Here is a 22,272-nt window from a genome sequence, read left to right as displayed (position 1 = left end):
CTCTCGCGGCTGGCGCGCCGGCGTTCGGGTGCCGGCCGCGCCGGGACCACACCGCGCGGCGTGCCCGCGCAGCGGCCGGCGCCCGCGCGGCCGCCGGCACCGGCCGCAGGCGACGAGACCGACGACCTGCTCGACGCCGTGGCCGCGGCCGCGTTCGGCTTCGGGTCGTTGCGGCCGGGCCAGCGCGCCGCGATGCGGGCCGTCGTCGGCCGGCGCGACACGCTGTGCGTGCTGCCGACCGGCGGCGGCAAGTCCGCCGTCTACCAGATCCCCGCGCTGCTGCTGCACGGCCCGACGATCGTCGTCTCGCCGCTCATCGCGCTGCAGCGTGACCAGGTCCGCGGGCTGACGCAGCGCCTCGGCGGGCTCGACGGGTTCGTCGGCGACGGCGGGCACGCGGGCGGCGGCACGGACGCGCCGCGGGCCGCGGTGGCGGCGAACTCGCAGACGAGCGCCCGGGAGCTCGCGGCCGCGTTCGGCGCGATCCGGCACGGCACCAGCGAGTTCCTCTTCCTCGCGCCCGAGCAGCTGGCCAAGCCGGAGATCCGCGCGCTGCTGCGGGAGGCTGCGCCGTCGCTGTTCGTCGTCGACGAGGCGCACTGCATCTCGTCCTGGGGCCACGACTTCCGCCCCGACTACCTCCGCCTCGGCGAGGTCATCGACGACCTCGGCCACCCGACCGTCATCGCGCTCACCGCGACCGCCGCGCCGCCGGTGCGCCGCGAGATCGCCGACCGGCTGCGGATGCGGGACCCCGCCGAGATCGTCGCCGGCTTCGACCGGCCGAACATCCACCTGACGGTGCGCGCCTTCACGGACGACGCCGCCAAGCGGCAGGCGCTGGTCGAGTACGCGGCGGCCGAGCCCAAGCCGGGGATCGTCTACGCCGCCACCCGTCGCGCGACCGAACAGATCGCCGACGAGCTGTCCGGGCTGGGCCTGGCCGTGGAGCCCTACCACGCCGGGCTGGGCGCGGCGAGGCGCCGGCGGACCGAGGCCGCGTTCCTCGACGGCGGCCTCGACGTCGTCGTCGCGACGACCGCGTTCGGCATGGGGATCGACAAGCCGGACGCGCGGTTCGTCGCGCACGCCGACGTCGCCGACTCGCTGGACTCCTACTACCAGGAGATCGGCCGCGCCGGCCGCGACGGCGCCCCGGCCCGCGCCTGCCTCTTCTTCCGCCCGGAGGACCTGGGGCTGCGCCGGTTCTTCGTCGCCGGCCCGCCGGACCCGGTGGACCTGCGCCGGATCGCGGTCCTCATGGCGCACGCCGACGGCCCGATCGCGCTGGCCCGGCTCGCCGCCGAGGCGGGGCTGACGGACTCGGCGCTGCTCCGGCTGGTCGACCTGCTCGTCGACGCCGGCGCGCTGACCGTCGGCGACGACGGCGCCGTCGAGCAGCGCCCCGACGCCCCGGACCCGGCGACCGCCGCGGCCCGGGCCGCGGAACGGGCCGAGGCCCGCCGGACGCTCGACCGGTCCCGGATCGACGAGATCCGCGGCTACGCCGAGACCCGCGCCTGCCGCCGCCGCTACCTGCTCACCTACTTCGGTGAGCCCTACGACCGTGACTGCGGCGCCTGCGACCGCTGCGACGCCGCCCAGGCCGACGCGCCGGCGCCCCGCCAGGAAACGCCGCGAGACCGGGCCGCGCCCGCGGACGCGTCCCCCGCGGAGGCGACGCAGGCAGCGGTCTTCCCGGTGGGAACGAAGGTCCGCCACGAGAAGTGGGGCGCCGGCCAGGTCGTCCGCCACGAGGGCGACCGCGTCACCGTCCTGTTCGACGACACCGGCTACCGGACTCTCGCCCTGGCCGCCGTGCTGTCCCGAGGCCTGCTCACCCCGCTCGACCAGCACGGCGACGGCTCCGGGTCCGGCTGACGGCCGAAGAGCCCGGCCGCCCGCTTCCGGTTCGCGTCGCCATCCTGATCCGCCGGGCCCACGGCCCCGGCGTCGGCGTGCCGAGGCCGGGCATCACGGATCGCGCCGCCGCGGGGACGGGGCCCTGGTCGGGCCGGTCCCCGGTCGGCGTCGGTCAGTGGGGGACGGTGCCGCAGGATGCCTGGGTGGCGCCCTGGTAGCCGGTGAGGAAGGCGGCCTTGCGCTGCTCGGCGGAGCCGTGGGTCCAGGTCTCCGGGTCGACGCGGGCGCCGGCGCTGGCCTGGATGCGGTCGTCGCCGACGGCCTGGGCGGCGCGCAGGGCCTCGTCGAGGTCGGCCTGGCTGACGGAGACGTTGCCGGCCTTGTTCGCCAGCGTGCTCCAGACGCCGGCGTAGCAGTCGGCCTGCAGCTCCAGCTGGACCGACAGCTCGTTCTCCCGCGACGGGTCGGCCTGCTGGCCCTGGCGCATCCGCGCCTCGGTGCCGGTGATCGTCTGGATGTGGTGCCCGACCTCGTGGGCGACGATGTAGGCCTGCGCGTAGCGGCCCTGGGCGCCGAACTGGTTCTGCAGCTCCCGCAGGAACCCGAGGTCGATGTAGACCTTCTGGTCCGGTGGGCAGTAGAACGGGCCAACCTGCGACGACGCCTGTCCGCAGCCGGTGGAGACGCCCTCCTCGAAGTAGACGAGCGTCGGAAGGGTGTAGTCCTGGCCACCGCGCTGGAAGTCGGCGGTCCAGACCTCGTTGACCTCGTTGAAGACCTTCAGGACGAAGCAGTCGTCGTACTGATCGATCGCGCCCGAGGTGTTGCAGCGGGCCGCGAGGTCGGCCGCGGCTGACGCGCCGGCCTCCGAGCCGCCCGCGCCAGGACCCGCGCCCGGAAGGCCCTCGCCCGTGCCTCCGCCGCCCAGGAACGTCACCAGCAGGTAGATGATCACGCCGACGATGCCGGTGGCCCCGCCCCCGAGCGCGATCCGGCCACCGGTGCCAACCCCGCGGCGGTCCTCGAGCTGGGAGGTGTCCACCGACTGGTCGTCGAACCGCATGGCCTGCCCCTCGCGCCGCCGGTAACAATCCGGGCTTATCCCGCGGTAGCGGCCTGCCCGGAGCACCGAGTATTGCAACCGGGACGAAAGGCCCGCCGCCCGCCCCTGACACGAGAAGTGCCAGGGTGGCGGCGGTGGCCTGGTCGGAGGGCTCGGGGTCGCGTACGTGGGCTTGGCCCACTCACACGGGTGGATCCGCGCGCTCGCCGCCGGGCGGCCGGCGAGGTGCTGGATGGGGTGGCTGGTGGGACTGACCGTGGCCGATGCCGCCCGGGCCGTCGCCGGCCGCCCAGACGACCCGGCAGTCGGCGCAGGACGGGCCGGGCGACCAGCCCCCCTTCGAGGAGGCGCTGTGACCCGTGCGGCCCAGGTCGCGGTGGTGGGCGCACGCCAGGCGCAACAGGCGTGGCCAACGGGGGCTCTGACCGGTCAAACCCGCCCTCGGCCGTCGCAGGAGACGCACACGTCGACCGCGTGGGCACCGCGGTGCTCCCGCTGCACGAAACCGGTCCCACCGCAGCCGCCGCAGGTGAGCGGGCCGCGGTCGGCGTGCTCGTCCTCCGGTGGGGGGCCGTACTTGGCGCCGCCGCGCTTCTCATCGCGACCAAACCTCATGTCGCCCTGGCGGCGCCCAGTGGGTTTCATGATCCAAATTTTCGGGCGCTCTCGCGGCCACGCCAACGGGGCCCACCGTGGTCTCTTCGGGCGGTCGCCCGGTAACCGGTTCGTCGCCACCGCGGGCGGCCGTCACGGGTTCGCGCGGCCGGCGGGACATGCGGCCGGACACGCGCGGCGGCCGAGGAATCCGGCCGGAGAAGCACGACGGCCCGCTCCGGCGTCCGGAGCGGGCCGAGCACGTCCCGTGGGCGTGCGCGCCTCACGTCATCAGGCCGAGGCGGGCACTCCCAGGCGCAGGCGCTTCGGGTTGGCCACCGGGCCGACCGCGATCACGTCCGACTCGCCAGGGGCGGTCTCGACCGCTACCTGCTCGACGCCGGTGTCGCGCTGGCCGGGCAGCGTCCACGTACCGGCGGTCACAGCCGTTTCGTTCAGTTCCATCCGCGAGAACCCCCTCTGTTCGTCGACAATCGATGGGGGGACCGCTGGGGCATTCGCGGTCCACACCAAAACGGTATCGAGCGGGCACGGATCGGCAGGCGTGAGCCCGGGCAGCGCACGTGATAGCTGCGTCACAGTCGATCAGAAGTGGTCATCCCGTGCCGAACAGGAGGGCGTCACTTGGGCGGGTGGGGAGAGCCGGCGGACGGGGGCGGCGCGGCGCCGGTCGGAATCGTGGGGGAGCGGGCCGCCGGGCCGCGGGAGCGTTGGGTGGACGTGGACGGTCCGGTGCACTACGTCGACTTCGGCGGGCCGGCCGACGGGCCGCTACTGGTCTGCGTGCACGGCCTCGGGGCGTCGCACACCACCTGGTGGGCGCTCGCGCCGCTGCTGACCGCGCGGGCCAGGGTGCTCGCGCTGGACCTGGCCGGCTTCGGCCGCACCCCCGTGGGGGCGCGGCGCGCCGACGTCGGTTCCAACACCCGGCTGCTCGCCGGCTTCCTCGGGGCCGTCGCGGGGGGCGCGCCAGCGCTGCTCGCCGGCAACTCGATGGGCGGCATGATCAGCGTCCTGCAGGCGGCGGCCGACCCGGGCTCGGTCGCCGGGCTGGTGCTGCTCTCGCCGGCGCTGCCGATCCCGCGGCTGCGCCCGCCGGACGCCACGATCCTCGGGATCTTCACCGGGATGACGCTGCCCGGGGTCGGGGCGGCGGCGCTGGCGCGCCGCCGGGCCCGCTACAGCGCGGCGGAGCTCGTGGAGCAGGCGCTGCTGCGCACGACCGTGGACCCGCGCCGGGTGCCGGCGGAGGCGCTCGCGGCGATGGTGGCGCTGTCGGCCGAGCGCGCGGCCCCAGGGAGGGACCTGGCGGGGGACGCGGCGATGGTCGCGGCGACCCGGTCGGTTCTCGGGACCCTTACGCGACCCGGCCGGCTCGCCGCGGCGGTCGCCGCGGTGACGGCGCCGACGTTGTTGGTGCACGGGCGCCGTGACCGGCTGGTGCCGGTCGCGGCCGCGCGGCGCGCGGCGGCCCGCCGGCCGGACTGGCGGGTGGAGGTGCTCGACGACTGCGGCCACCTGCCGCAGCTGGAAGCGGCGGACCGGACGGCCGCGCTGATCAACGGCTGGCTCGACGGCCCGGGCGCGGTCGCGGCGGCGTTGGCGGTCGGTTTCGCGGACCCGGCGGGGGCGCCGGGAGGGATCATGGACGGGGTCGTGTCGGGCGCGAAGGTTGTCGGACCCGAGGGCTAGGCTGCTGGCACCGCACCGACATCACCCCGATCCCGGACATCACCGCGATGTCCGCGTTGGGTGTTTTGTCCCGTACGGCCTCGCCCTGTACCCGACCTCGGCCCGAGCCTCGGCCCACGGCTCGGACCCTGGATGGAAGGCCTGACGTGTCCGACTCCTTCGTGCACCTGCATGTCCACACCGAGTACTCGATGCTCGACGGAGCCGCCCGGCTCAAGGACATGTTCGCCGAGGTCGGCCGGCAGAAGATGCCCGCCGTGGCGATCACCGACCACGGCTACATGTACGGGGCGTACGACTTCCACAAGCAGGCGACCGCGGCCGGGGTGAAGCCGATCATCGGTTGCGAGGCCTACGTCGCGCCCGAGTCCCGGCTGCTCAAGCAGCGGGTCCGCTGGGGTGAGCCGCACCAGAAGGACGACGACGTCTCGGGTGGCGGTTCCTACACGCACATGACCATGTGGGCGCGCAACGCCGAGGGCCTGCACAACCTGTTCCGGCTGAACTCCCGGGCCTCGATCGAGGGCCACTACATCAAGTGGCCCCGGATGGACCGGGACATCATCTCCGAGCACGCCGCCGGCCTGATGGCGACGACCGGCTGCCCGTCCGGCGAGGTGCAGACGCGGCTGCGCCTCGGTCAGCCCGAGCTGGCGCTCAAGGCCGCCGCGACCTACCAGGAGATCTTCGGTCCGGAGAACTACTTCTGCGAGATCATGGACCACGGCATCGAGATCGAGCGCCGGGTCCGTGACGGGCTGATCGACGTCGCCCGCAAGCTGAACATGAAGTTCGTCGTCACCAACGACTCGCACTACACCTACGAGTCGGAGCGGGAGACGCACTCCGCGCTGCTGTGTGTGCAGACCGCGTCGACGGTCGCCAACCCGTCGTTCCAGTTCGAGGGCTCGGGCTACTTCCTCAAGAGCGCCGACCAGATGCGCGCGATCGACACGAGCGACGCCTGGCGCGAGGGCTGCGACACCACCCTGCTCATCGCCGAGCGGGTGGACACCACGGGGATGTTCCCGAAGCACAACCTCATGCCGGTCTTCCCGATCCCGGAGGGCGAGACCGAGGAGTCGTTCTTCCGCGCCGAGGTGTGGCGTGGGATGGAGCGCCGATTCCCGGACGGCGTCGACGAGCGGCACCGTACCCAGGTCGAGTACGAGATCGGCGTCATCCTGCAGATGGGGTTCCCGTCGTACTTCCTGGTCGTCGCGGACTTCATCATGTGGGCCAAGAACAACGGCATCGCGGTCGGCCCCGGCCGCGGCAGCGCCGCCGGCTCGCTGATCGCCTACGCGCTCGGCATCACCGACCTCGACCCGCTCCCGCACGGCCTGATCTTCGAGCGGTTCCTCAACCCCGACCGCGTGTCGATGCCGGACATCGACATCGACTTCGACGACCGCCGGCGCGCGGACGTCATCCGGTACGTGACGGAGAAGTGGGGCGAGGACCGGATCGCCCAGATCGTCACCTACGGCACCATCAAGGCAAAGGCCGCCATCAAGGACTCGGCCCGGGTCCTCGGCTACCCGTACGCGGTCGGCGACCGGATCACCAAGGCCATGCCGCCGATGGTGATGGGCAAGGACATCCCGCTCCCCGGGATCTTCGACCCGAACCACCCGCGCTTCAGCGAGGCCGGCGAGATCCGTGCCCTCTACGAGTCCGACGCCGACGTCCGCAAGGTCATCGACACCGCCAAGGGCCTGGAGGGCCTGATTCGGCAGGCCGGCGTGCACGCCGCCGGCGTCATCATGTCCGCCGAGCCGATCGTCGACCACATCCCGGTGTGGCGCAGGGACGCCGACGGGTCGATCATCACGCAGTTCGACTACCCGACCTGCGAGAACCTCGGCCTGCTGAAGATGGACTTCCTCGGGCTGCGCAACCTGACGGTCATGGACGACGCCGTCCGCAACGTCGAGCGCAACCGCGGGATCAAGATCGACCTGCTGGGTCTCGGGCTGGACGACAAGACGACCTATGAACTGCTCGCCCGCGGCGACACGCTCGGGGTGTTCCAGCTCGACGGCGGCCCGCTGCGGTCGCTGCTGCGGCTCATGCGCCCGGACAACTTCGAGGACATCTCCGCCGTCATCGCGCTCTACCGCCCGGGCCCGATGGGCGCGAACTCGCACACCAACTACGCGCTGCGCAAGAACGGCCAGCAGGAGATCATTCCGATCCACCCGGATCTCGGCGACTCGCTCGACGAGATCCTCGGCACGACCTACGGCCTGATCGTCTACCAGGAGCAGGTCATGGCGATCGCGCAGAAGGTCGCCGGGTACTCGCTCGGCCAGGCCGACCTGCTGCGCCGCGCGATGGGCAAGAAGAAGAAGGAGATCCTCGACAAGGAGTTCGCCCCCTTCTCCGCCGGGATGAAGGAGAACGGGTACTCCGCCGCGGCGATCAAGACGCTGTGGGACATCCTCGTCCCGTTCTCCGACTACGCGTTTAACAAGGCGCACAGCGCCGCCTACGGGCTGGTCTCCTACTGGACCGCCTACCTGAAGGCCAACTACCCGGCCGAGTACATGGCCGCGCTCCTCACCTCGGTGCGCGACGACAAGGACAAGAGCGCGATCTACCTGAACGAGTGCCGCCGGATGGGCATCAAGGTGCTGCCGCCGGACGTGAACATCTCGGACGCGGACTACACCGCGCACGGCGAAGGCGAGATCCGCGTCGGGCTGGCCGCCATCCGCAACGTCGGCGCGAACGTCGTCGAGTCGATCATACGAACCCGCCGGGCCAAGGGCGACGTGGTCTCGTTCCCGGACTTCCTCGACAAGGTCGAGGCCGTCGTCTGCAACAAGAGGACGATCGAGTCGCTGATCAAGGCGGGCGCGTTCGACAGCTTCAACCACACCCGCCGCGGGCTGATCGAGAAGCACGAGCAGGCGGTCGACGCCGTGATGGCGGCGAAGAAGCAGAGCGCCCTGGGCCAGGAAAGCCTGTTCGGCGAGGTCGAGGACGACCCGTCCACGTCAGCCTTCGGCGCCATGGAGTTCTCCGACAAGGAGTGGGAGAAGCCGATCAAGCTCGCGCACGAGCGCGACATGCTCGGCCTGTACGTCTCCGACCACCCGCTCTCGGAGGTCGCGCACGTGCTGATGGCGAAGGCGGACTGCTCGGTCCCGGCGCTCGCGGACTTCCCGGACGGCGCCGTCGTCACCATCGGCGGCATCATCTCCAGCCTGCAGCGCAAGGTCACCAAGCAGGGCAAGGTCTGGGCGCTCACCACCATCGAGGACCTCGAAGGCGGCCTGGAGGTCATGTTCTTCCCCGCCACCTACGAGACGTGCGCGACCCAGCTGTCCGAGGACGCGATCGTCATCGTCAAGGGCCGGCTCGACAAGCGGGAGGACGCCCCGCGCCTCGTCGCCTCCGAGCTGACCGTGCCCGACCTGTCCGAGCAGGCGCTGTCCCCGCCCGTGGTGATCACCCTGCCGACGTCCCGGGTGAACCCTCCCACGGTCGACCGGCTGCGCGAGGTACTGGCCACCCACCCCGGGACCACCGAGGTCCACCTTCACCTGCAGTCGCCGCACCGGACGACCCTGCTTCGCCTCGACGACGCCTACAAGGTCCGTCGCACGCCAGCCCTCATGGGCGACCTCAAGGCCCTCCTCGGGGCCTCCGCGGTCGCCTGAGAGGGAGGCGCCGGTCTGACCGGCGCCGACCCGGCCGCGACCGGCGGGCGGCCGCCCGCCGCGGCCAGGACAGCGGTGAGCAGATCACGGTTGGCGACCGACCGCGGGTTGCGGGCGGCGGCGCCGGCCGCGTAGCGGATCGCGTCGCCCGCGAGCCCGGCGGCGAGCCTGGCCTCGGCGGCCGCGCGCAGCAACTCCTCGTGCCGGACGGCGAGGCGGTGGCGCTCGACGACCAGCCAGGCCTCGTATTCGGGGCTGTCGGGCAGGTGGATGCCCTGCAGAAGGTCGCCGTCGGCGTCGAGCAGCGCCAGCGGTTCGGCGGACGGGTCGAGGATCGCGCGCAGGTCGACGCTCATGGCCGCGGGCAGGCGGGCGCAGACCGGGTCCCCGAGGAAGAGCGTGGGCTCGCCGAGCGCCCGGCGCAGCTCGGCGAGGCTCCATCGCAGCGCCCCAAGCGGGTCGGCGGCCTCGCCGAACATCAGGTCGGCCAGGTGCCTGCGCCGCTGCGGGCGGTCGGCCAGCAACAGGTAGCCCAGCAGCGCCCAGGCCTTGCGGCCCCGGGGCGCGTCGGCGAGGCGGCCGTCGCGTTCGATGACCGGCCGACCCAGCAGCCGGATCCGCGTGGGCCGTGGGCGGTCGTGACGCGCGGCCGGCGGCTCGGCTCGGCGGGCGGCGGCGCGGGCGGGCTCTTCCCGGGCGGCTGGTGCGGCCACGGTCTCGATCGTCATCGGGTGGCCTCTCGGAGGTCGGCGGGAATCACCGCGGCCACCGGGCTCACCGGCGCCAGCGACGGTGCCGGGGAGTGCGGCGGTTCGACGGCCTCGAGGACACGCAACAGGTCGAGCCAGCTCACGAACGGCAGCGGGTCGGGGTTGCCTGCCCAGCTGACCTGGCCGTGCACGCCGGCGTCGGTGCGAACCAGGTCGACGACGACCCGCGCGGCGCCGGCCATCGCCGCGTCCGCTGGAGAGCCGCCCGTGGGCGCGCCCCCGGGCGGCCCGGCGGCGGATGACGTGGCGCCCGTGGGCGCGGCGTTGAGTGACATGGCTTCCCGGTCCTCGCGTGGCGTCGGTGAGGTGCCGAAAAGGTATGTCGCGCGTACAGGCCCTGGCCCCGGTGACGACCCTGGTATTCGGGCGGCCAGACCCGGGTGTGCCCTAGGGTTCGGCCCCGAGTCGGTCGGGCAGCTGGGCTCGGCTGGTTACCGCCAGCTTGGCGTAGACGTTGCGCAGGTGGAACTCCACCGTCTTCACGCTGATGAACAGCTCGCGGGCGATCTCCCGATTGCTGAGCCTGACGGCGCGCCGAGCGACCGCGAGCTCCTGCGGGGTGAGCAGGTCCGCGTCGGCGTAGCCCCGGGCGTGTGGGCGCAGGCCGCAGGCGGCCAGCTCCCGCGCGCAGCGTTCCAGGTAGGGCGCGGCGCCCAGGCGGTCCAGGATCTCGTGCGCGGCGCTCAGCTGCTCCGCGGCCGCCCGGCGCCGGCCGGATCGGCGTAGCAACGCGCCGTAGCCGAGCCGCAGCAGTGCCTCCTCGAACGGCATGTCCAGCCCGTCGAGGTGGGCGAGCCCGGCCTGGTAGGCCGCTTCGGCGCCGGCGCGATTGTCGCGGGCCGCCTCGATCGCCGCGCGGGCCCGGGCGGCGCAGGCCATCGCCTGCCGGCGGCGGCGTCTGGTCGCGAGCTGCTCGAACGGCACCAGCAGTTCGCTGGCCCGGTTGAGGTCGCCGAGTGCGCTCAGACCGTCGAGGACCTCGTACATCCAGATCAGGACGCCCGGATCGTCGAGGTAGCTTCCGGCGCCGAGTAGCGGGATCAGGGTCTGGGCGACCGTGGTGCCGTCGCCACGCGCATGAGCGATGGACACGACGCCGAACGCGTCGCGGATCGCGTCCACCGACTCCTCGGCGGCCGCGGCGCGCATCAGCCCCTCGGTCGCGGCCCAGTCGCCTCGGGCGGCGTACATGCTTGTCGCGAGCATGCGCCCGTAGTTGGCCAGGTTTCCCTGGTCGGTGTCCACCGCGAGGGTGAGGGCGAGATCGACGTGGACGACGGCGTCGTCCCAGTGGCCGGCGCGGAACTCGGCCAGCGCGAGCATCTGGGTGCCGTAGATCCGGAACGTCGCGGACCGGTCGCGGGCGGCGGCCAGCAGGCCGACGAGGTCGGCGCGGGCGCCGGCCAGGTCGTCGGTGGTCAGCCGCAGCTCCGCCCGGGCGAGCAGCCGGTCGAGGTCCACGACGGACGCCTGCGCCGGACCTGGCAGGTCAGCGACCTGAACGAGCGCCTCCTCGGCCCGGCCGAGCCGCCCCAGGCTGTTGAGCGGCATGAAATGGAGCATGTCGTCGAGGGTGCGCTCCGGCGGGGCGAGCCGCAGTGCCAGCCGTGCCCACCGGTAGGCCTCCAGCGGGTTGATGATCGACGCGTTGAGCTGGGCGAGCTGCCCGGCGATCCGGGCCGCCAGGTCGCGGTCGAGCTCCTGGCCGCCGGCGCCGACGGTGGGTTCCTGGCCGTCGGCTGGCGGCGCCGCCCCGTCGGCGACCACCAGTCGCCAGGCGTCGTCGAGCAGGGCGGCCGCGTCGGCGTGCCGGCCGGCGGTCAGCGCGATCCGGCCGAGCACATAGCTGCGCCAGCCGTTCTCGCCGAAGCCGCGCAGCGTGTCGACCATGGCCTCCTGGTCGGCGAGCTCGCCGGCCAGGACCAGGCATTCCGTGGCCTCCAGCGTGAGTCGTTCCCGCTCGGCACGCCGGGCGGCGAGCCGGGCGGCGGCGGACAGCTGGTCGGCGGCGGCGGTCCACGAACCGGCGCCGGCCTGGCGGCGGCCCGCGGCGGCGAGCTCCGCGGAAAGCGCCGGGTCCGGCCCGCTGGCGGCGCGCACGAGGTGGCGCAGCCGGACGGCCGGGTCGTCGACCAGGGCCGCGGCCCTGGTGTGCAGAGCGGCGCGGGCCGCGGGGCCGAGCTGCTGGTAGGCGGCGGCATGGGTCAGCGGATGCGGGAAGCCGATCGCGTGGTCGGGCAGCTCGGCGAGCAGGTCCGCCTGGACGGCCCGCTCCAGTGCCGGCAGCGGGTCGGCCAGCCCGGCGAGCGCCCCCGCGAGCGGCAGCGGGCAGTGCGGGCCGAGCACCGCGGCCGCGCCGACGAGCCCCGCCAGGTCCGTGCCGCCCTGGGCGAGGCGCGCCGCGATGAGCGGGGCGTAGGAGCGGGGCGCCGGCAGCGGCGCGCCCAGGTCGTTGAGCGCCGCCGCGGGCACCTGCGCGAGCAGGGCGCGCAGGTGCAGCGGGTTGCCCTCCGCGTGCGCCCGCAGCCGGTCCGCCGCCCGGCCGGACAGCGGCTCTCCGCCGAGCGCCGTCTGCAACGCGCGGACGTCGTCCGCGTCGAGTCCCGTCAGCCGCAGCCAGGGCGCGTCCGGCGCGGTCAGCAGCCGGCGCAGCCCGTCGGTCAGCTGGGGGCTCTCGACGTCGCGCGTGGTCAGCACCGTCAGTACCCGGTCGTGGCGCAGCCGGCGCAACGCGAAGGCCAGGGCGCGCAGCGACGGCCGGTCCGCCCAGTGGAGGTCCTCGACGAGCAGGACGACGACACCCGCGGTCTGCGCCTCGCCGATCAGGTCGACGAGCTCGGCGCCGACGACCAGCGGGTCGACGTCAGCGCCCCCGGCGCGCCCCCGGCCTCGCCCGGCCGCGGTGGCGGGCACGGCAGCGGGCACGGCGGCGAGGACCTGGTCGAGCACGCCGAACGCCAGGCTCGTCTCGTCCTCCTCGCCGCTGGCGCGCAGCACGCACGGCGGGGCCGTCTCGGCGATGAACCTGGCCACCAGGGAGGTCTTGCCGATGCCAGCCGGCCCTTCGACCAGCAGGGTGACCGGCGTGCCGCCGTCCGCCGTGGCGAACGCGTCCCGCAGCGTGCGCAGCGCCTCGTGACGGCCCACGAACGCCTCCCGCGCCGCCGTGCCGCCGCCGCTCGCCAGCATTCGCCCCCCGGACATGTCCCAGCCGAGCCCGGCGTCACCGCCTCCACGACCAGGGAGACCAGACCGGGCCTTCCAGAATCCCACGACCTGGGCGCATCGCTGGCGGCCGGGTCGGGCCGGCGACGGTCCGCGAGCAACCGCGCGGAACGCGGTAAGGTCGCTGCCGGAACATCCGGTTTCGGTATTCCTGCTGGCGTCCACTCCGGGTTGGTGGGGGATGGTTGTGCGTGCGCCCGCCGGGCAGGCGGCGGGTCCGGGCAACGGTCACGGCCATGGACGGTGGCATGACCGCGGCGCCTGACTCCGGCGGCGCCATCACGCCCGGCACGACGACGCCCGGCACGACGACGCCCGGCACGCCGCGACGCGCGCTGCCGCTCGCCCCGGCGGACCCGTCCCGCATCGGGCCGTACCGCCTGACCGGGCTGCTCGGCAGCGGTGGCATGGGCAGCGTCTACCTGGGGTCGTCCCCGACCGGCCGGCAGGTCGCGGTCAAGGTCGTGCGGGCGGACTTCGCGGCCGATCCCGAGTTCCGCCGGCTGTTCGAGCGGGAGGCACAGGTCGCCCGACGCGTCGCCCGCTTCTGCACCGCCGAGGTCATCGACTCCGGCGACGACGGCGGCAGGCCGTTCCTCGTCACCGAGTTCGTCGACGGGCCGACGCTGCGCGATGAGGTCGTCGAGCGCGGCCCCCTGGATCCCGCCCGACTCGAACGACTGGCGGTCGCCGTCGCGACCGCGCTGACGGCGATCCACCAGGCCGGCGCGGTCCACCGCGACCTCAAGCCCGCCAACGTGCCGCTGTCCGCGGACGGCGCCCGCGTCATCGACTTCGGCATCGCGATCGCGCTCGACAGCACCGCGCACCAGACCCGGCACGTCCGCGGCACCCCTGCCTACATGGCCCCCGAGCAGGCCCGTGGCGGGAAGATCGGATCCGCCGCCGATGTCTTCGCCTGGGGCCGGACAGGATTCGGTGCTCACCTTGCCTTCCCGGCTGTCTGTTAGGAAAGCGAAGGATCGGAACCAGCGATAACCGGCGGCCGGAGCGACGGTGACGGCGTGGCCGTGACGGGTGACCTGCCACCGTGGTGGTCGGGTCCCCGTCCAGACGGTCGTCGTGGTGCGGGCGGTCCAGCCGCGGGCCGCGGCGGGGGGCGCCACGACCGTCCCGGGACATCCGGCCGCCGGCCGCGCCGCGGTGGCCGAAGCCGCCGCCGCGACCGGCCCGCTCGCCGCCCTGACGCGCCTCGCCGTGGCCGGAACCACCGAAGCGGGGGCCGGCGCGGCGCGGCTCGCTCTGCGGGCGGGGCGCCGGCAGCGACCCGGGCTCGACCGGGGGCGCCGGCGGCCCGGCGATCTCGGCGACCAGCGGGTCACTTGGGGTGACCGAGGTGATCGTGGCCTCGACGCCGGCGGTACGCAGCATCGCGCGGACCTTGCCGCGGTCGGCGGCCAGCGTGACCAGCACGTCGGCGCCGTCGGCGCCGGCCCGGGCGGTGCGCCCGCCGCGGTGCTGGTAGGTCTTGGCGTCCTCCGGCGGGCCCAGATGCACGACGAGGCGGACGTCGTCGACGTGGATGCCGCGGGCGGCGACGTCGGTGGCGACCAGCACCCGGCGGGTGCCGTCCGCGAAGCCGGCGAGAGCCCGGGTCCGTGCCCCCTGCGGCAGGCCTCCGTGCAGCGGCTCGGCCGGCACGCCGGCCCGCCGCAGGTCGGCGGCGACGTGGTCGGCGTCGCGCTGGGTGCGCACGAACACCAGGGTGCGGCCGGCCCCACCGGCCAGCGCCGTGACGACCTCCAGCTGCCGGAACTTGTCGGCCGCCTCCAGGGCGTGCCGACGCAGCGTCGCGACCTGGCTGACCTCGGAGTCGACGGCGACCAGCACCGGCTCGGGCAGGTACTCGCGGACGAGCACCTCGACCTCCCGGTCCAGGGTCGCGCTGAACATCAGCCGCTGGCCGGTGGGCGACGTGGCGTCGAGGATGGTGCGCACCGCCGGCAGGAAGCCGAGGTCGCACATGTAGTCGGCCTCGTCGAGCACGATCGTCTCGACGTCGTCGAGCTGGCAGGCGCCCCGCTCCATCAGGTCGATCAGCCGCCCGGGGGTCGCGACGACGATGTGCACGCCGCGGCGCATGACCGAGATCTGCCGGGAGATCGAGGTGCCGCCGTAGACCGGCCGCAGCCACAGGCCGAGCGACCGTGACAGCGGGTCGAGCGCGTCGCTGACCTGCTGGGCGAGCTCCCGCGTCGGGACGAGGATCAGCCCGCGTGGGCGCAGCGGAGTCGCCTGGCCGCGCCCGGCGAGCCGGGCCAGCATCGGCAGCCCGAAACCGAGGGTCTTGCCCGAGCCGGTGCGCGCCCGGCCGAGCACGTTCTCCCCGGCGAGCACGTCGGGCAGAGCGGCGGCCTGCACCGGGAACGGCGCGGTGATGCCGCGCTCGGCCAGCGCCCGGACCAGCTTGGGCGGCAGGCCCGCCGCCTCGAACGACTCGGCCGGCGGCCGGGGTTCACGGGTGGGCAGCGGCGGGCGCGCCGGGCGTCGCGGGAAGCTGCTGCCGCGGCGCGGGCCGCCACGGTGCCCGCCTGATCCACCGGACCCGCCGTGGCCGGAATGGCCGCCCGAGCGGGCGCGCCCGCGCGCGGGACGCGCCGGCCGGCCACCCGTCTGCGACGGGCCTGGCGTGGCGCTGGTGGGGTGTGTCGCGGAGTTGCTGGGGTGAGACAGTGGAGCCACCGATCAGGTCGGGGCCACCGCGCGCATGCGCGAACACGAGCCGGCGGCCGGTATGCGGGGCCGGCTTCGCGAGAGCTGCCCGGGGACCGTCCCCGGCTGACGCCACCGCCCACCGATGTCACGAACTGACCGATGGCATTCCTCCTGGATTCGCGGGCGAATCCGGGAGTACCCCTCGGTGAGCCAGGTGGACCGGCACGCGCTTCTTCGCGCCGACCTCACGCCCCGCCGACCCCCGAGGCTCGCGGGAGGCGTAGGCGTGTGACGGCAGGAACAGCCGTCAGGGTTCTCACCGTACATGCCGGACCGGCCTTGACGGACGTGGATGTGTGCTGGACAACCCCGGTGCCCTTGCTGGCCTGGCCTACGGGCCCCGCGCCGGGCACGCCGGCGGCCCCATGCCGTGCGTGCCCGGGCGGGCCGGCGGCGCGGTCGCGCCACGGAGTCACGGGCGTCTCGGGACACGGAAAGCGGTCCGAAGGCTACAGCACGACCTCGGTGACGAGGTGGATCAGCGTGCCGGCGAGAGCGCCGACGACGGTGCCGTTGATCCGGATGAACTGCAGGTCACGGCCTACGTGCAGCTCGATCCGCCGGGACGCCTCAGCCGGCTCCCAGCGGGCGACCGTGTCACCGATGATGGCCGCGATGTCGCCCTTGTACCGGCCGACGGCCCGGGTCGCCAGGTCCGCGGCCGTCCGGTTCACCGAAGCCGCCAGTTCGGGGTCGCTCGTGAGCTTGAAGCCGAGGGTGGCCAGGTGCGTGCTCGCCGCGCGCCGGGCCACGCCCAGCTCGTCGGTGGACAGGTCGAGCAGAAGGCCCTTCGCGGTCGCCCACATCCGACCGATCGCGTCGGCCGCCACCGGCGAGGCCAGCGCCCGCGCCTTGAGCTCCTCGACCTTGGCGCGCAGGTCCTGGTCGGTCTTCAGCTTGCCGGCGAGGTCGACGAGGAAGCCGTCGAGGCTCTGGCGCATCCTGTGGCCGCGGTCCGCGCGCAGCGCTCCGACGAGCTTCAGCGCCTCGCTGTAGACCTTGGCCGCGACCGCCTCGTTGAGCCACTTCGGGGCGAAGCCCGGGGCGCGGTCCAGCACGGCCAGGTGCACCGCGTCCGGGTGCTCGATCAGCCAGCCCTCGGCCTGCTCGAGCAGCACGTCCACGGCGCGGTGCTGCAGGCCGTCCTCGATCGCCCGTTCGAGCAGGACGCCGAGCACCGGCGCCAGCGGCACGTCCACCAGGCGGGGCACCACCGACCGCTCGACCAGCTCGACGACCAGCTCGTCGTTCGCCTTGCGCAGGGTCGAGGCGATCCGGCCGGCGATCTCGGAACTGACCCGGTCGGCGTGTACCGGCTGGCACAGCCAGGCGCCCACCCGGTTCGCGACCTCGATCTGGTTGACCTTGTCGCGGACGATCGCCTCGGTGAGGAAGTGGGTGGCGACGAACGACTGCAGGCCGCGGCCGAGGTCGTCCTTGCGCTTGCGGATGATCGCGGTATGCGGGATCGGGATGCCCAACGGGTGGCGGAACAGCGCGGTCACCGCGAACCAGTCGGCGAGCGCGCCGACCGTTCCCGCCTCGGCCGCGGCCCGTACGTACCCGACCCATCCGGGCGCGTCGTGCCACAGCGAGGTCGCCACATAGGTGGCGATGGCGAGCAGCAGCAGACAGGTGGCGACCACGCGCATCCGGCGCAACCCGGACCGCAGCGCCTCCTCCTCCGGTTCGCCCGGCCCGCCGTTCATCGCCTTCCGCCTTCCCCCGTCAACGGCCATCGCGGGCGCGGGGGAGCGCCATGCCGTGCCTCCTGGTGACCGATCAGCGGTGTGGTCGCTGTGGGGTCACCTTACGGCCCGAAGGGGGTGGGCCGTGGTCGTCGGCCCTGGCTCGTGATCACCGCCTGGCGCCCGACCCGGCGATGATCGCCGAGCCGGGCGCCGGATGGTGCCCCGGTACCGCCTTAAGGGGCGAGCGCGTCGAGCAGCGGGCTGGAGAAGATCCGGTGTGGGTCGAAGCTGTTGAGCGTCGCCACCGCCGTGTCGAAGGTGTCCCCACCGGGCTGGCCGGCGCGCAGCGAGTTCGGCACGGTCGTGCCGATCGCCGTGGGGTTCGCCCACGCGGCGGCGCTCGTGTAGCCCCAGCCCTTGGACCACTCGACCCGGGCGGAGGCGTAGCTGCCCGAGTAGTTCGAGAAGATCCACGCCTCGACCTCGGCGTAGAACTGGTTCGCGTGCGGAGTGCCCGGCACGGTCAGGATGTCGAGCCAGACGGCGACGTCCCACTCCGGGTGGTCGGGCCGGGGCCGCACGGCGGACAGCTGGGGTGAGCCGGCCGAGGCCACCCCGACGTCGCCGGCCGCGTCCAGCCCGGTGACCCGGATCTCCACCGGGCCGTTCATCGGGTACTGGCCGTTGTTCCGGTACGTGTTCAGCTTGTTGTTGTAGTAGGTGCAGAACTCGTTCACGACCCGCTGGATGTTGGCCCGGGTGGTGAGGATCGCGTAGCCGTTCGCGGTGACCCGCAGCGTCGTCGGCCGGACGTAGAGCAGCAGGTCCTTCGACCAGCCCCAGATGTCCCAGGTCGACGTGGTGATCAGCCCGGCGCCGACGACCGCGATCTGCGTGCCTCCCAGCGTCGGCGCGAGCTCGGGGTGGCCGGAGGACAGGTCGGCGACGAGGTCGGTGATCGACGCCGGGAGGCTGTCCGAGAACGAGTAGTTGTAGGGGCTGGAAACCTGGCGGGACAGGAACGGCTTGTTCGGGCTGCGGGACCAGACCTTCAGCCAGGGGTTGTCGGTGAACGGGAACCAGATCGCCTCGACCCGGCCCGAGGTGGTCGCGTACCGGCCGAACGAGCGGGACCCGGCCGAGGCGGGCGCCGCGAACAGCGTCGTCCACGGGATGTCGAACCAGCTCTGGCAGCGCAGCCGCTGGTTCGCGCCGACCTGCAGCGTCACCTCGGTGATGAACGCCCGGCCGAGGTGCGCGGCGAACGCCTTCGACGCCGCCTCGGACCGGTTGAACGTGCGCAGCGCGTACTGGCTGGTCGCGGAGTTCCAGACGACGGCGGTCAGCGAGGTGATCAGGTTGGACAGCGACCCGTACGAGGTGCCGGGCACCCGGGTCTCCCCGTCGGCCGGGATCGCGCTGCCGTGCGCGGCGATCGCGAGCACACCGCCGACGCTGAGGTCGCCGGGCGCGGGGGTGTGGGCCAGGCCGTAGCCGGCCGACTGTAGCTGGGTGAGCAGGCTCTCCATCGACACGCCGGTCTGCGCCCGCACGGTGGCTGGCGTCGACCCGGAGGGGCCGTTGATCGTCACCGACTTCAGGTTCACCGTCGTGTCGACCAGCAGGACGTTGTTGCCGGTCGAGCCCGCCGGGACGGTCAGCGGCGACCAGTTGTGCCCGAACCCGCGCGGGCGCAGCTTGTAGTTGTTGGCCCGCGCCCAGTTCGCCAGCGTCACCACGTCCGCCGGAGTGCTGGGCGCGGCCGTCCAGATGCCCGTGACCTCGATCTCGCGGGACCAGTTCTCGAACGTCTGCCGGTAGAGGGAGATCCCCGCCGGGAAGTTCGGCGGCGCCGGTGGGTCCGCGTAGGCCGCCGTGGCCGTGAGCACGGGCGTCCAGCCGGCGGCGGTGACCGCCGCCGCGCCGACCGCGCCCGCCAGGACCGTCCGTCGGGTGCCGCCTCTGCCGGCCGTCTCGTCCGCGGGTAAGCCGGCTGGCCCGCCGCCGTCCGCCTCCCCGCCCGAATCCGCGCCGCCGATGTCGTCCCGTCGTCCCATCGCGGTCTCCCTGTGTGCCGGTGCGAGATCCGTACCCGCAGTACCCGAGGCTCGGGATTTCTGACGGGTCATCAGATCGTGGGAGCACGACAGTAAGAGGGCGGATGGAGCAAGGTCAACGGGTTGTTGCGGGGCGCACCAAACCCGCTGGTGGCGGCGTTCCCAGGAAGGGAAGCCGGCGCGGGCGGCGACGGCCGCCGCTGACAGCGTCCTTACGCGTCGTCAGAACAGAGGCCGGTGGTCACCTCAGGTGGCTACGGTTGCCGCGGTGCCCGGGCGCGCCGCCCGGCGCCGCCGATGGCCGGGCGCGCCGTCGGCCGCGGCGGCTCCGAACGCCGATCACGGCCAGGTCCACGACGGCGGTGGCCCCGACGAGGCAGAGCAGCGCGGCGGGCAGCGTCCAGCCGGCCGAGGCGAACAGCCCGGCGACGACGCCGCAGAACACCACGGCGAACAGCGCGAGCGCGACCCGCAGCCGCGTCGCGCTCCGGGCCGGTGACGCCCCGGTGACCGCGGCGAACCGGCCCACCGGACGACGCCGCGTCTCCGGCTTACGTTGGGGAGGAAGCATCCGAGTCACGTCGTCCGTTGTGCCCCGGCCGTCCCGCGGCGAACCGTGGGACCGCCACCTCGCGGCCTCCGCCGCCCGCTGGCCCGCGTGCTTCTCGCGCCGGCGGTCAGCCGGCGGGGTGGTCGCGCAGCCGGTCGACGACCTCGCGCCAGTCGTCGCCGCGGCGGGCCGCGATGCCGGCGAGCACGGTGGTCAGCTGGTCGGCGGGCGCCGGGTCGGGTGGCGGGCCGGCGGCCAGCATCGCGCGCAGGTGGGGCAGCTCCCGCGCGTCGCGTTGGGCGAGAACCCGCTGGTACTCCAGCGCGATCGGGTTGTTGGGCTCGTCGGTCTCGCGGCGGCGGATCTCGGTGACCGCGGCGCCCATCGCGCAGTGCGTCACCACCAGGTAGGCCTCGTAGGCCTCACGCCGGTCGAACCCGTGCCGGACCAGCACCGCGATCACGACCTCCAGGGTCTCGACCATCCGGTCCAGCCCGAAGCCGCCGTTCATGAACTGGGCCAGCAGCGCCGGCGACTCGACGAGCGCGCGGCGGATGACGTCGGCCCACTCCAGCAGCCACGCCGCCCAGTGCTGGCCCCGGTCCGTCGGCAGCTCGATCCTGGCCGCGGACTGCTCGGCGGCCAGTCGCAACAGGTCGTCGCGGCCTCGCACGTAGTGGTACAGACCGGGCACGCTCACGCCGAGCCGCTCGGCCACCGAGCGCAGGCTGACCTGGTCGATACCGATCTCACCGGCGGCCCGGGCGATCGTGGCCCGGTCGATCCGCGGCGGACGCCCCACCCGACGTTCGACCATGCCAACCCTCCCGCCGCCCGCGCCGCGTCCCCGGGCGCTCTTTCCAGTCTGACCGAGACCGCGCGGCGCGCCGTGGATCACGCCACCCCCGGGCCGGGCGGGATCTCGGCTCCGGGGGTTCGCCGGTTAGCTGACGGTCTGTCAGAATCCGCCCGCGTCGCCGTCTTGCGCCGCGTTTCGACTCCCGCGAGCCCGGGCTGGCCGGCACCTCGATGGCCGACCGCCACGCGGCCGCCCATCGAGATGTGCTACCGGTGCCCCGGCCCGTAGGGGAAGGCCACCGCACGGTCGTGGCCGACGCCTGCTCGGCCTGGCCCTGGTCCGGGGGGCGGGTCGGACCAGGGCTGGGGCCAGAGGGTCAGCGCTTCGTGAGCCTGGCGATGGCGGCCTGGGCCTCCGGGGTCTTCGACGCGGCCGTGAAGACCTCGCCCTCCAGGGCCGCCGCCGTGTGCAGCTCGGCGACCAGCGCCCGGGGGTGCAGCAGCTGGCGGACCGCCGCGAGCGCGCCCGCCGGGCGGGCCAGCAGTGCCTCGACCCGGTCGGCGACCTTGGCCCGCAGCGTCTCGGCGTCGGCCACGACCTCGGTGACGATCCCCGCCTCAGCTGCCTCCGCCGCGCTGAACACGTCCCCGAACAGCAGCAGCCGCGCCGCCCGCCCCGGTCCGGCGATCCGCGGCAGCAGCACGGACGACGCCGCCTCCGGGACCACGCCCAAATTCACGAACGGCATCCCGAACTTCGACCGGGCCGTCGCGTACACGAGGTCGCAGTGCAGCAGCATGGTGGTGCCGATGCCGATCGCCGCGCCGTCGACCTCGGCGACGAGCACCTTCGACGTGTCGATCAGCGCCCGGATGAAGCGGGCTGTCGGCCCGGACGGCTCCAGCACGTCACGCTCGGCGATGTCGGCCAGCTCGTTGCCGGCGGTGAAGGCCCCACCGCTGCCGGTGAAGACGACCACCCGGACCGACTCGTCGGCCTCCGCGCCCACCAGGGCGTCCCCGAGCGCCTGGTACATGTCCTGCGTGATCGCGTTGCGCTTGTCCGGCCGGTTGATCCGGACGGTCAGCACGCCGCCCACGGTCTCGGTCTGCACGTGATCGGTCATGGCCGTCTTCCTACCAATCCTCGCGGCGGCGTGCCCCCGCCCGTGAACCACACGACAGGCGCCGAGCAGGGTTCCGACACGGCGCGGCCGGCCCAGCGTCCTCGGGTAACTGGCACCACCCCGGCCGCGCCGGCCCCGCGCGAACCACGAAACCGAGCCAGGAACCGACCCAGGACCGGGACCGAACGTTCGGGGCTACCCGGTACCGGTCCTGTCGGGCGCCCAGCGCCCGACGGCGAGCGTGCCGGCGCCCGGCCGCGAAACGCCCCCGGAAGCTGGAGCGAACCACGAAACCCAGCCAGGAACCCAACCCAGGACCGGAACCGGACGTTCAGGGCTACCCGGTACCGGTCCTGTCGGGCGCCCAGCGCCCGACGGCGAGCGTGCCGGCGCCCGGCCGCGAAACGCCCCCGGAAG

General features: G+C 74.0%; 15 protein-coding genes and 1 pseudogene. 4 read left to right on the top strand and 12 right to left on the bottom strand.

Translation table 11 applies throughout. The annotated features are described in order from the left end of the window. The first annotated feature begins 60 nt into the window (after positions 1–60). On the top strand, positions 61–1,881 hold the full coding sequence (locus I6A81_RS20265; RefSeq protein WP_307874782.1) for a RecQ family ATP-dependent DNA helicase: 1,821 nt from the start codon (positions 61–63) through the stop codon (positions 1,879–1,881). Between the two features lie 154 nt (positions 1,882–2,035). Here the strand turns inward: I6A81_RS20265 and ypfJ are convergent, their stop codons facing one another. The 3 genes from ypfJ to I6A81_RS20250 form a co-directional block, all read right to left on the bottom strand. Then, on the bottom strand, positions 2,036–2,926 hold the full coding sequence (gene ypfJ, locus I6A81_RS20260; RefSeq protein ID WP_203005657.1) for a KPN_02809 family neutral zinc metallopeptidase: 891 nt from the start codon (positions 2,924–2,926) through the stop codon (positions 2,036–2,038). A 429-nt stretch (positions 2,927–3,355) separates the two neighbouring features. Beyond that, positions 3,356–3,571 (bottom strand): hypothetical protein, encoded by a 216-nt coding sequence (locus I6A81_RS20255; protein WP_238430123.1) that lies wholly within the window; start codon positions 3,569–3,571, stop codon positions 3,356–3,358. Between the two features lie 240 nt (positions 3,572–3,811). Next, entirely contained in the window at positions 3,812–3,985 is a 174-nt protein-coding gene (locus I6A81_RS20250; RefSeq protein WP_203005656.1) for a hypothetical protein, read from the bottom strand. A gap of 270 nt (positions 3,986–4,255) precedes the next feature. Here I6A81_RS20250 and I6A81_RS20245 point away from each other — a divergent pair, with 270 nt between their 5' ends. Continuing rightward, positions 4,256–5,233 carry an alpha/beta fold hydrolase gene (locus I6A81_RS20245; protein WP_307874781.1) on the top strand — a complete coding sequence of 326 codons (978 nt, stop codon included), beginning with the start codon at positions 4,256–4,258 and terminating at the stop codon, positions 5,231–5,233. Between the two features lie 146 nt (positions 5,234–5,379). Further along, on the top strand, positions 5,380–8,901 hold the full coding sequence (gene dnaE / locus I6A81_RS20240) for a DNA polymerase III subunit alpha (RefSeq protein ID WP_203005655.1): 3,522 nt from the start codon (positions 5,380–5,382) through the stop codon (positions 8,899–8,901). Here the strand turns inward: dnaE and I6A81_RS20235 are convergent. From I6A81_RS20235 to I6A81_RS20225, 3 genes are all read right to left on the bottom strand, one after another. Then, positions 8,829–9,614 carry a hypothetical protein gene (locus I6A81_RS20235; RefSeq protein ID WP_203010267.1) on the bottom strand — a complete coding sequence of 262 codons (786 nt, stop codon included), beginning with the start codon at positions 9,612–9,614 and terminating at the stop codon, positions 8,829–8,831. The genes dnaE and I6A81_RS20235 overlap by 73 nt on opposite strands. Before the next feature lie 11 nt (positions 9,615–9,625). After that, positions 9,626–9,946 (bottom strand): hypothetical protein, encoded by a 321-nt coding sequence (locus I6A81_RS20230; RefSeq protein ID WP_203005653.1) that lies wholly within the window; start codon positions 9,944–9,946, stop codon positions 9,626–9,628. Between the two features lie 112 nt (positions 9,947–10,058). Then, positions 10,059–12,875: a helix-turn-helix transcriptional regulator gene (locus I6A81_RS20225; RefSeq protein WP_203005652.1), complete on the bottom strand. Its 2,817-nt coding sequence runs from the start codon at positions 12,873–12,875 to the stop codon at positions 10,059–10,061. Positions 12,876–13,132: 257 nt separating this feature from the next. On the opposite strand from I6A81_RS20225, the pseudogene I6A81_RS20220 reads away from it, so the two are divergent. Further along, positions 13,133–13,762: pseudogene (locus tag I6A81_RS20220) on the top strand (serine/threonine-protein kinase); the annotation flags it as partial. Here the strand turns inward: I6A81_RS20220 and I6A81_RS46245 are convergent. The 6 genes from I6A81_RS46245 to I6A81_RS20190 form a co-directional block, all read right to left on the bottom strand. Continuing rightward, positions 13,683–15,599 carry a DEAD/DEAH box helicase gene (locus tag I6A81_RS46245; RefSeq protein ID WP_407661340.1) on the bottom strand — a complete coding sequence of 639 codons (1,917 nt, stop codon included), beginning with the start codon at positions 15,597–15,599 and terminating at the stop codon, positions 13,683–13,685. The pseudogene I6A81_RS20220 and the gene I6A81_RS46245 sit on opposite strands and share 80 nt — an antisense overlap. Positions 15,600–16,081: 482 nt before the next feature. Further along, positions 16,082–17,341: a DUF445 domain-containing protein gene (locus tag I6A81_RS20210; protein ID WP_203005650.1), complete on the bottom strand. Its 1,260-nt coding sequence runs from the start codon at positions 17,339–17,341 to the stop codon at positions 16,082–16,084. Positions 17,342–17,556: 215 nt separating this feature from the next. Further along, complete coding sequence (locus tag I6A81_RS20205; protein ID WP_203005649.1) at positions 17,557–19,380, bottom strand: cholesterol oxidase substrate-binding domain-containing protein; 1,824 nt, start codon at positions 19,378–19,380, stop codon at positions 17,557–17,559. A 241-nt stretch (positions 19,381–19,621) separates the two neighbouring features. Continuing rightward, positions 19,622–19,951 (bottom strand): DUF6343 family protein, encoded by a 330-nt coding sequence (locus I6A81_RS20200; protein ID WP_238430121.1) that lies wholly within the window; start codon positions 19,949–19,951, stop codon positions 19,622–19,624. 106 nt (positions 19,952–20,057) lie between these two features. Continuing rightward, entirely contained in the window at positions 20,058–20,747 is a 690-nt protein-coding gene (locus tag I6A81_RS20195) for a TetR family transcriptional regulator (RefSeq protein WP_203005648.1), read from the bottom strand. Between the two features lie 358 nt (positions 20,748–21,105). Next, positions 21,106–21,855 carry an enoyl-CoA hydratase-related protein gene (locus I6A81_RS20190; protein ID WP_203005647.1) on the bottom strand — a complete coding sequence of 250 codons (750 nt, stop codon included), beginning with the start codon at positions 21,853–21,855 and terminating at the stop codon, positions 21,106–21,108. Positions 21,856–22,272: the final 417 nt, after the last annotated feature.

The organism is Frankia nepalensis, assembly GCF_016786325.1.
In the GTDB taxonomy this organism is placed as follows: domain Bacteria; phylum Actinomycetota; class Actinomycetes; order Frankiales; family Frankiaceae; genus Pseudofrankia; species Pseudofrankia nepalensis.
This window is presented reverse-complemented; position numbering and strand designations above follow the sequence as displayed.

Excerpts from the sequence above, each read along its gene's own strand:
- I6A81_RS20255 (WP_238430123.1), bottom strand. The coding sequence starts at position 3,571 with ATGAAACCCACTGGGCGCCGCCAGGGCGACATGAGGTTTGGTCGCGAT.
- I6A81_RS20195 (WP_203005648.1), bottom strand. The coding sequence starts at position 20,747 with ATGGTCGAACGTCGGGTGGGGCGTCCGCCGCGGATCGACCGGGCCACG.
- I6A81_RS20190 (WP_203005647.1), bottom strand. The coding sequence starts at position 21,855 with ATGACCGATCACGTGCAGACCGAGACCGTGGGCGGCGTGCTGACCGTC.
- I6A81_RS20210 (WP_203005650.1), bottom strand. The coding sequence starts at position 17,341 with ATGAACGGCGGGCCGGGCGAACCGGAGGAGGAGGCGCTGCGGTCCGGG.
- I6A81_RS20225 (WP_203005652.1), bottom strand. The coding sequence starts at position 12,875 with ATGTCCGGGGGGCGAATGCTGGCGAGCGGCGGCGGCACGGCGGCGCGG.
- I6A81_RS20205 (WP_203005649.1), bottom strand. The coding sequence starts at position 19,380 with ATGGGACGACGGGACGACATCGGCGGCGCGGATTCGGGCGGGGAGGCG.
- I6A81_RS20250 (WP_203005656.1), bottom strand. The coding sequence starts at position 3,985 with ATGGAACTGAACGAAACGGCTGTGACCGCCGGTACGTGGACGCTGCCC.
- I6A81_RS20200 (WP_238430121.1), bottom strand. The coding sequence starts at position 19,951 with ATGCTTCCTCCCCAACGTAAGCCGGAGACGCGGCGTCGTCCGGTGGGC.
- I6A81_RS20230 (WP_203005653.1), bottom strand. The coding sequence starts at position 9,946 with ATGTCACTCAACGCCGCGCCCACGGGCGCCACGTCATCCGCCGCCGGG.
- ypfJ (WP_203005657.1), bottom strand. The coding sequence starts at position 2,926 with ATGCGGTTCGACGACCAGTCGGTGGACACCTCCCAGCTCGAGGACCGC.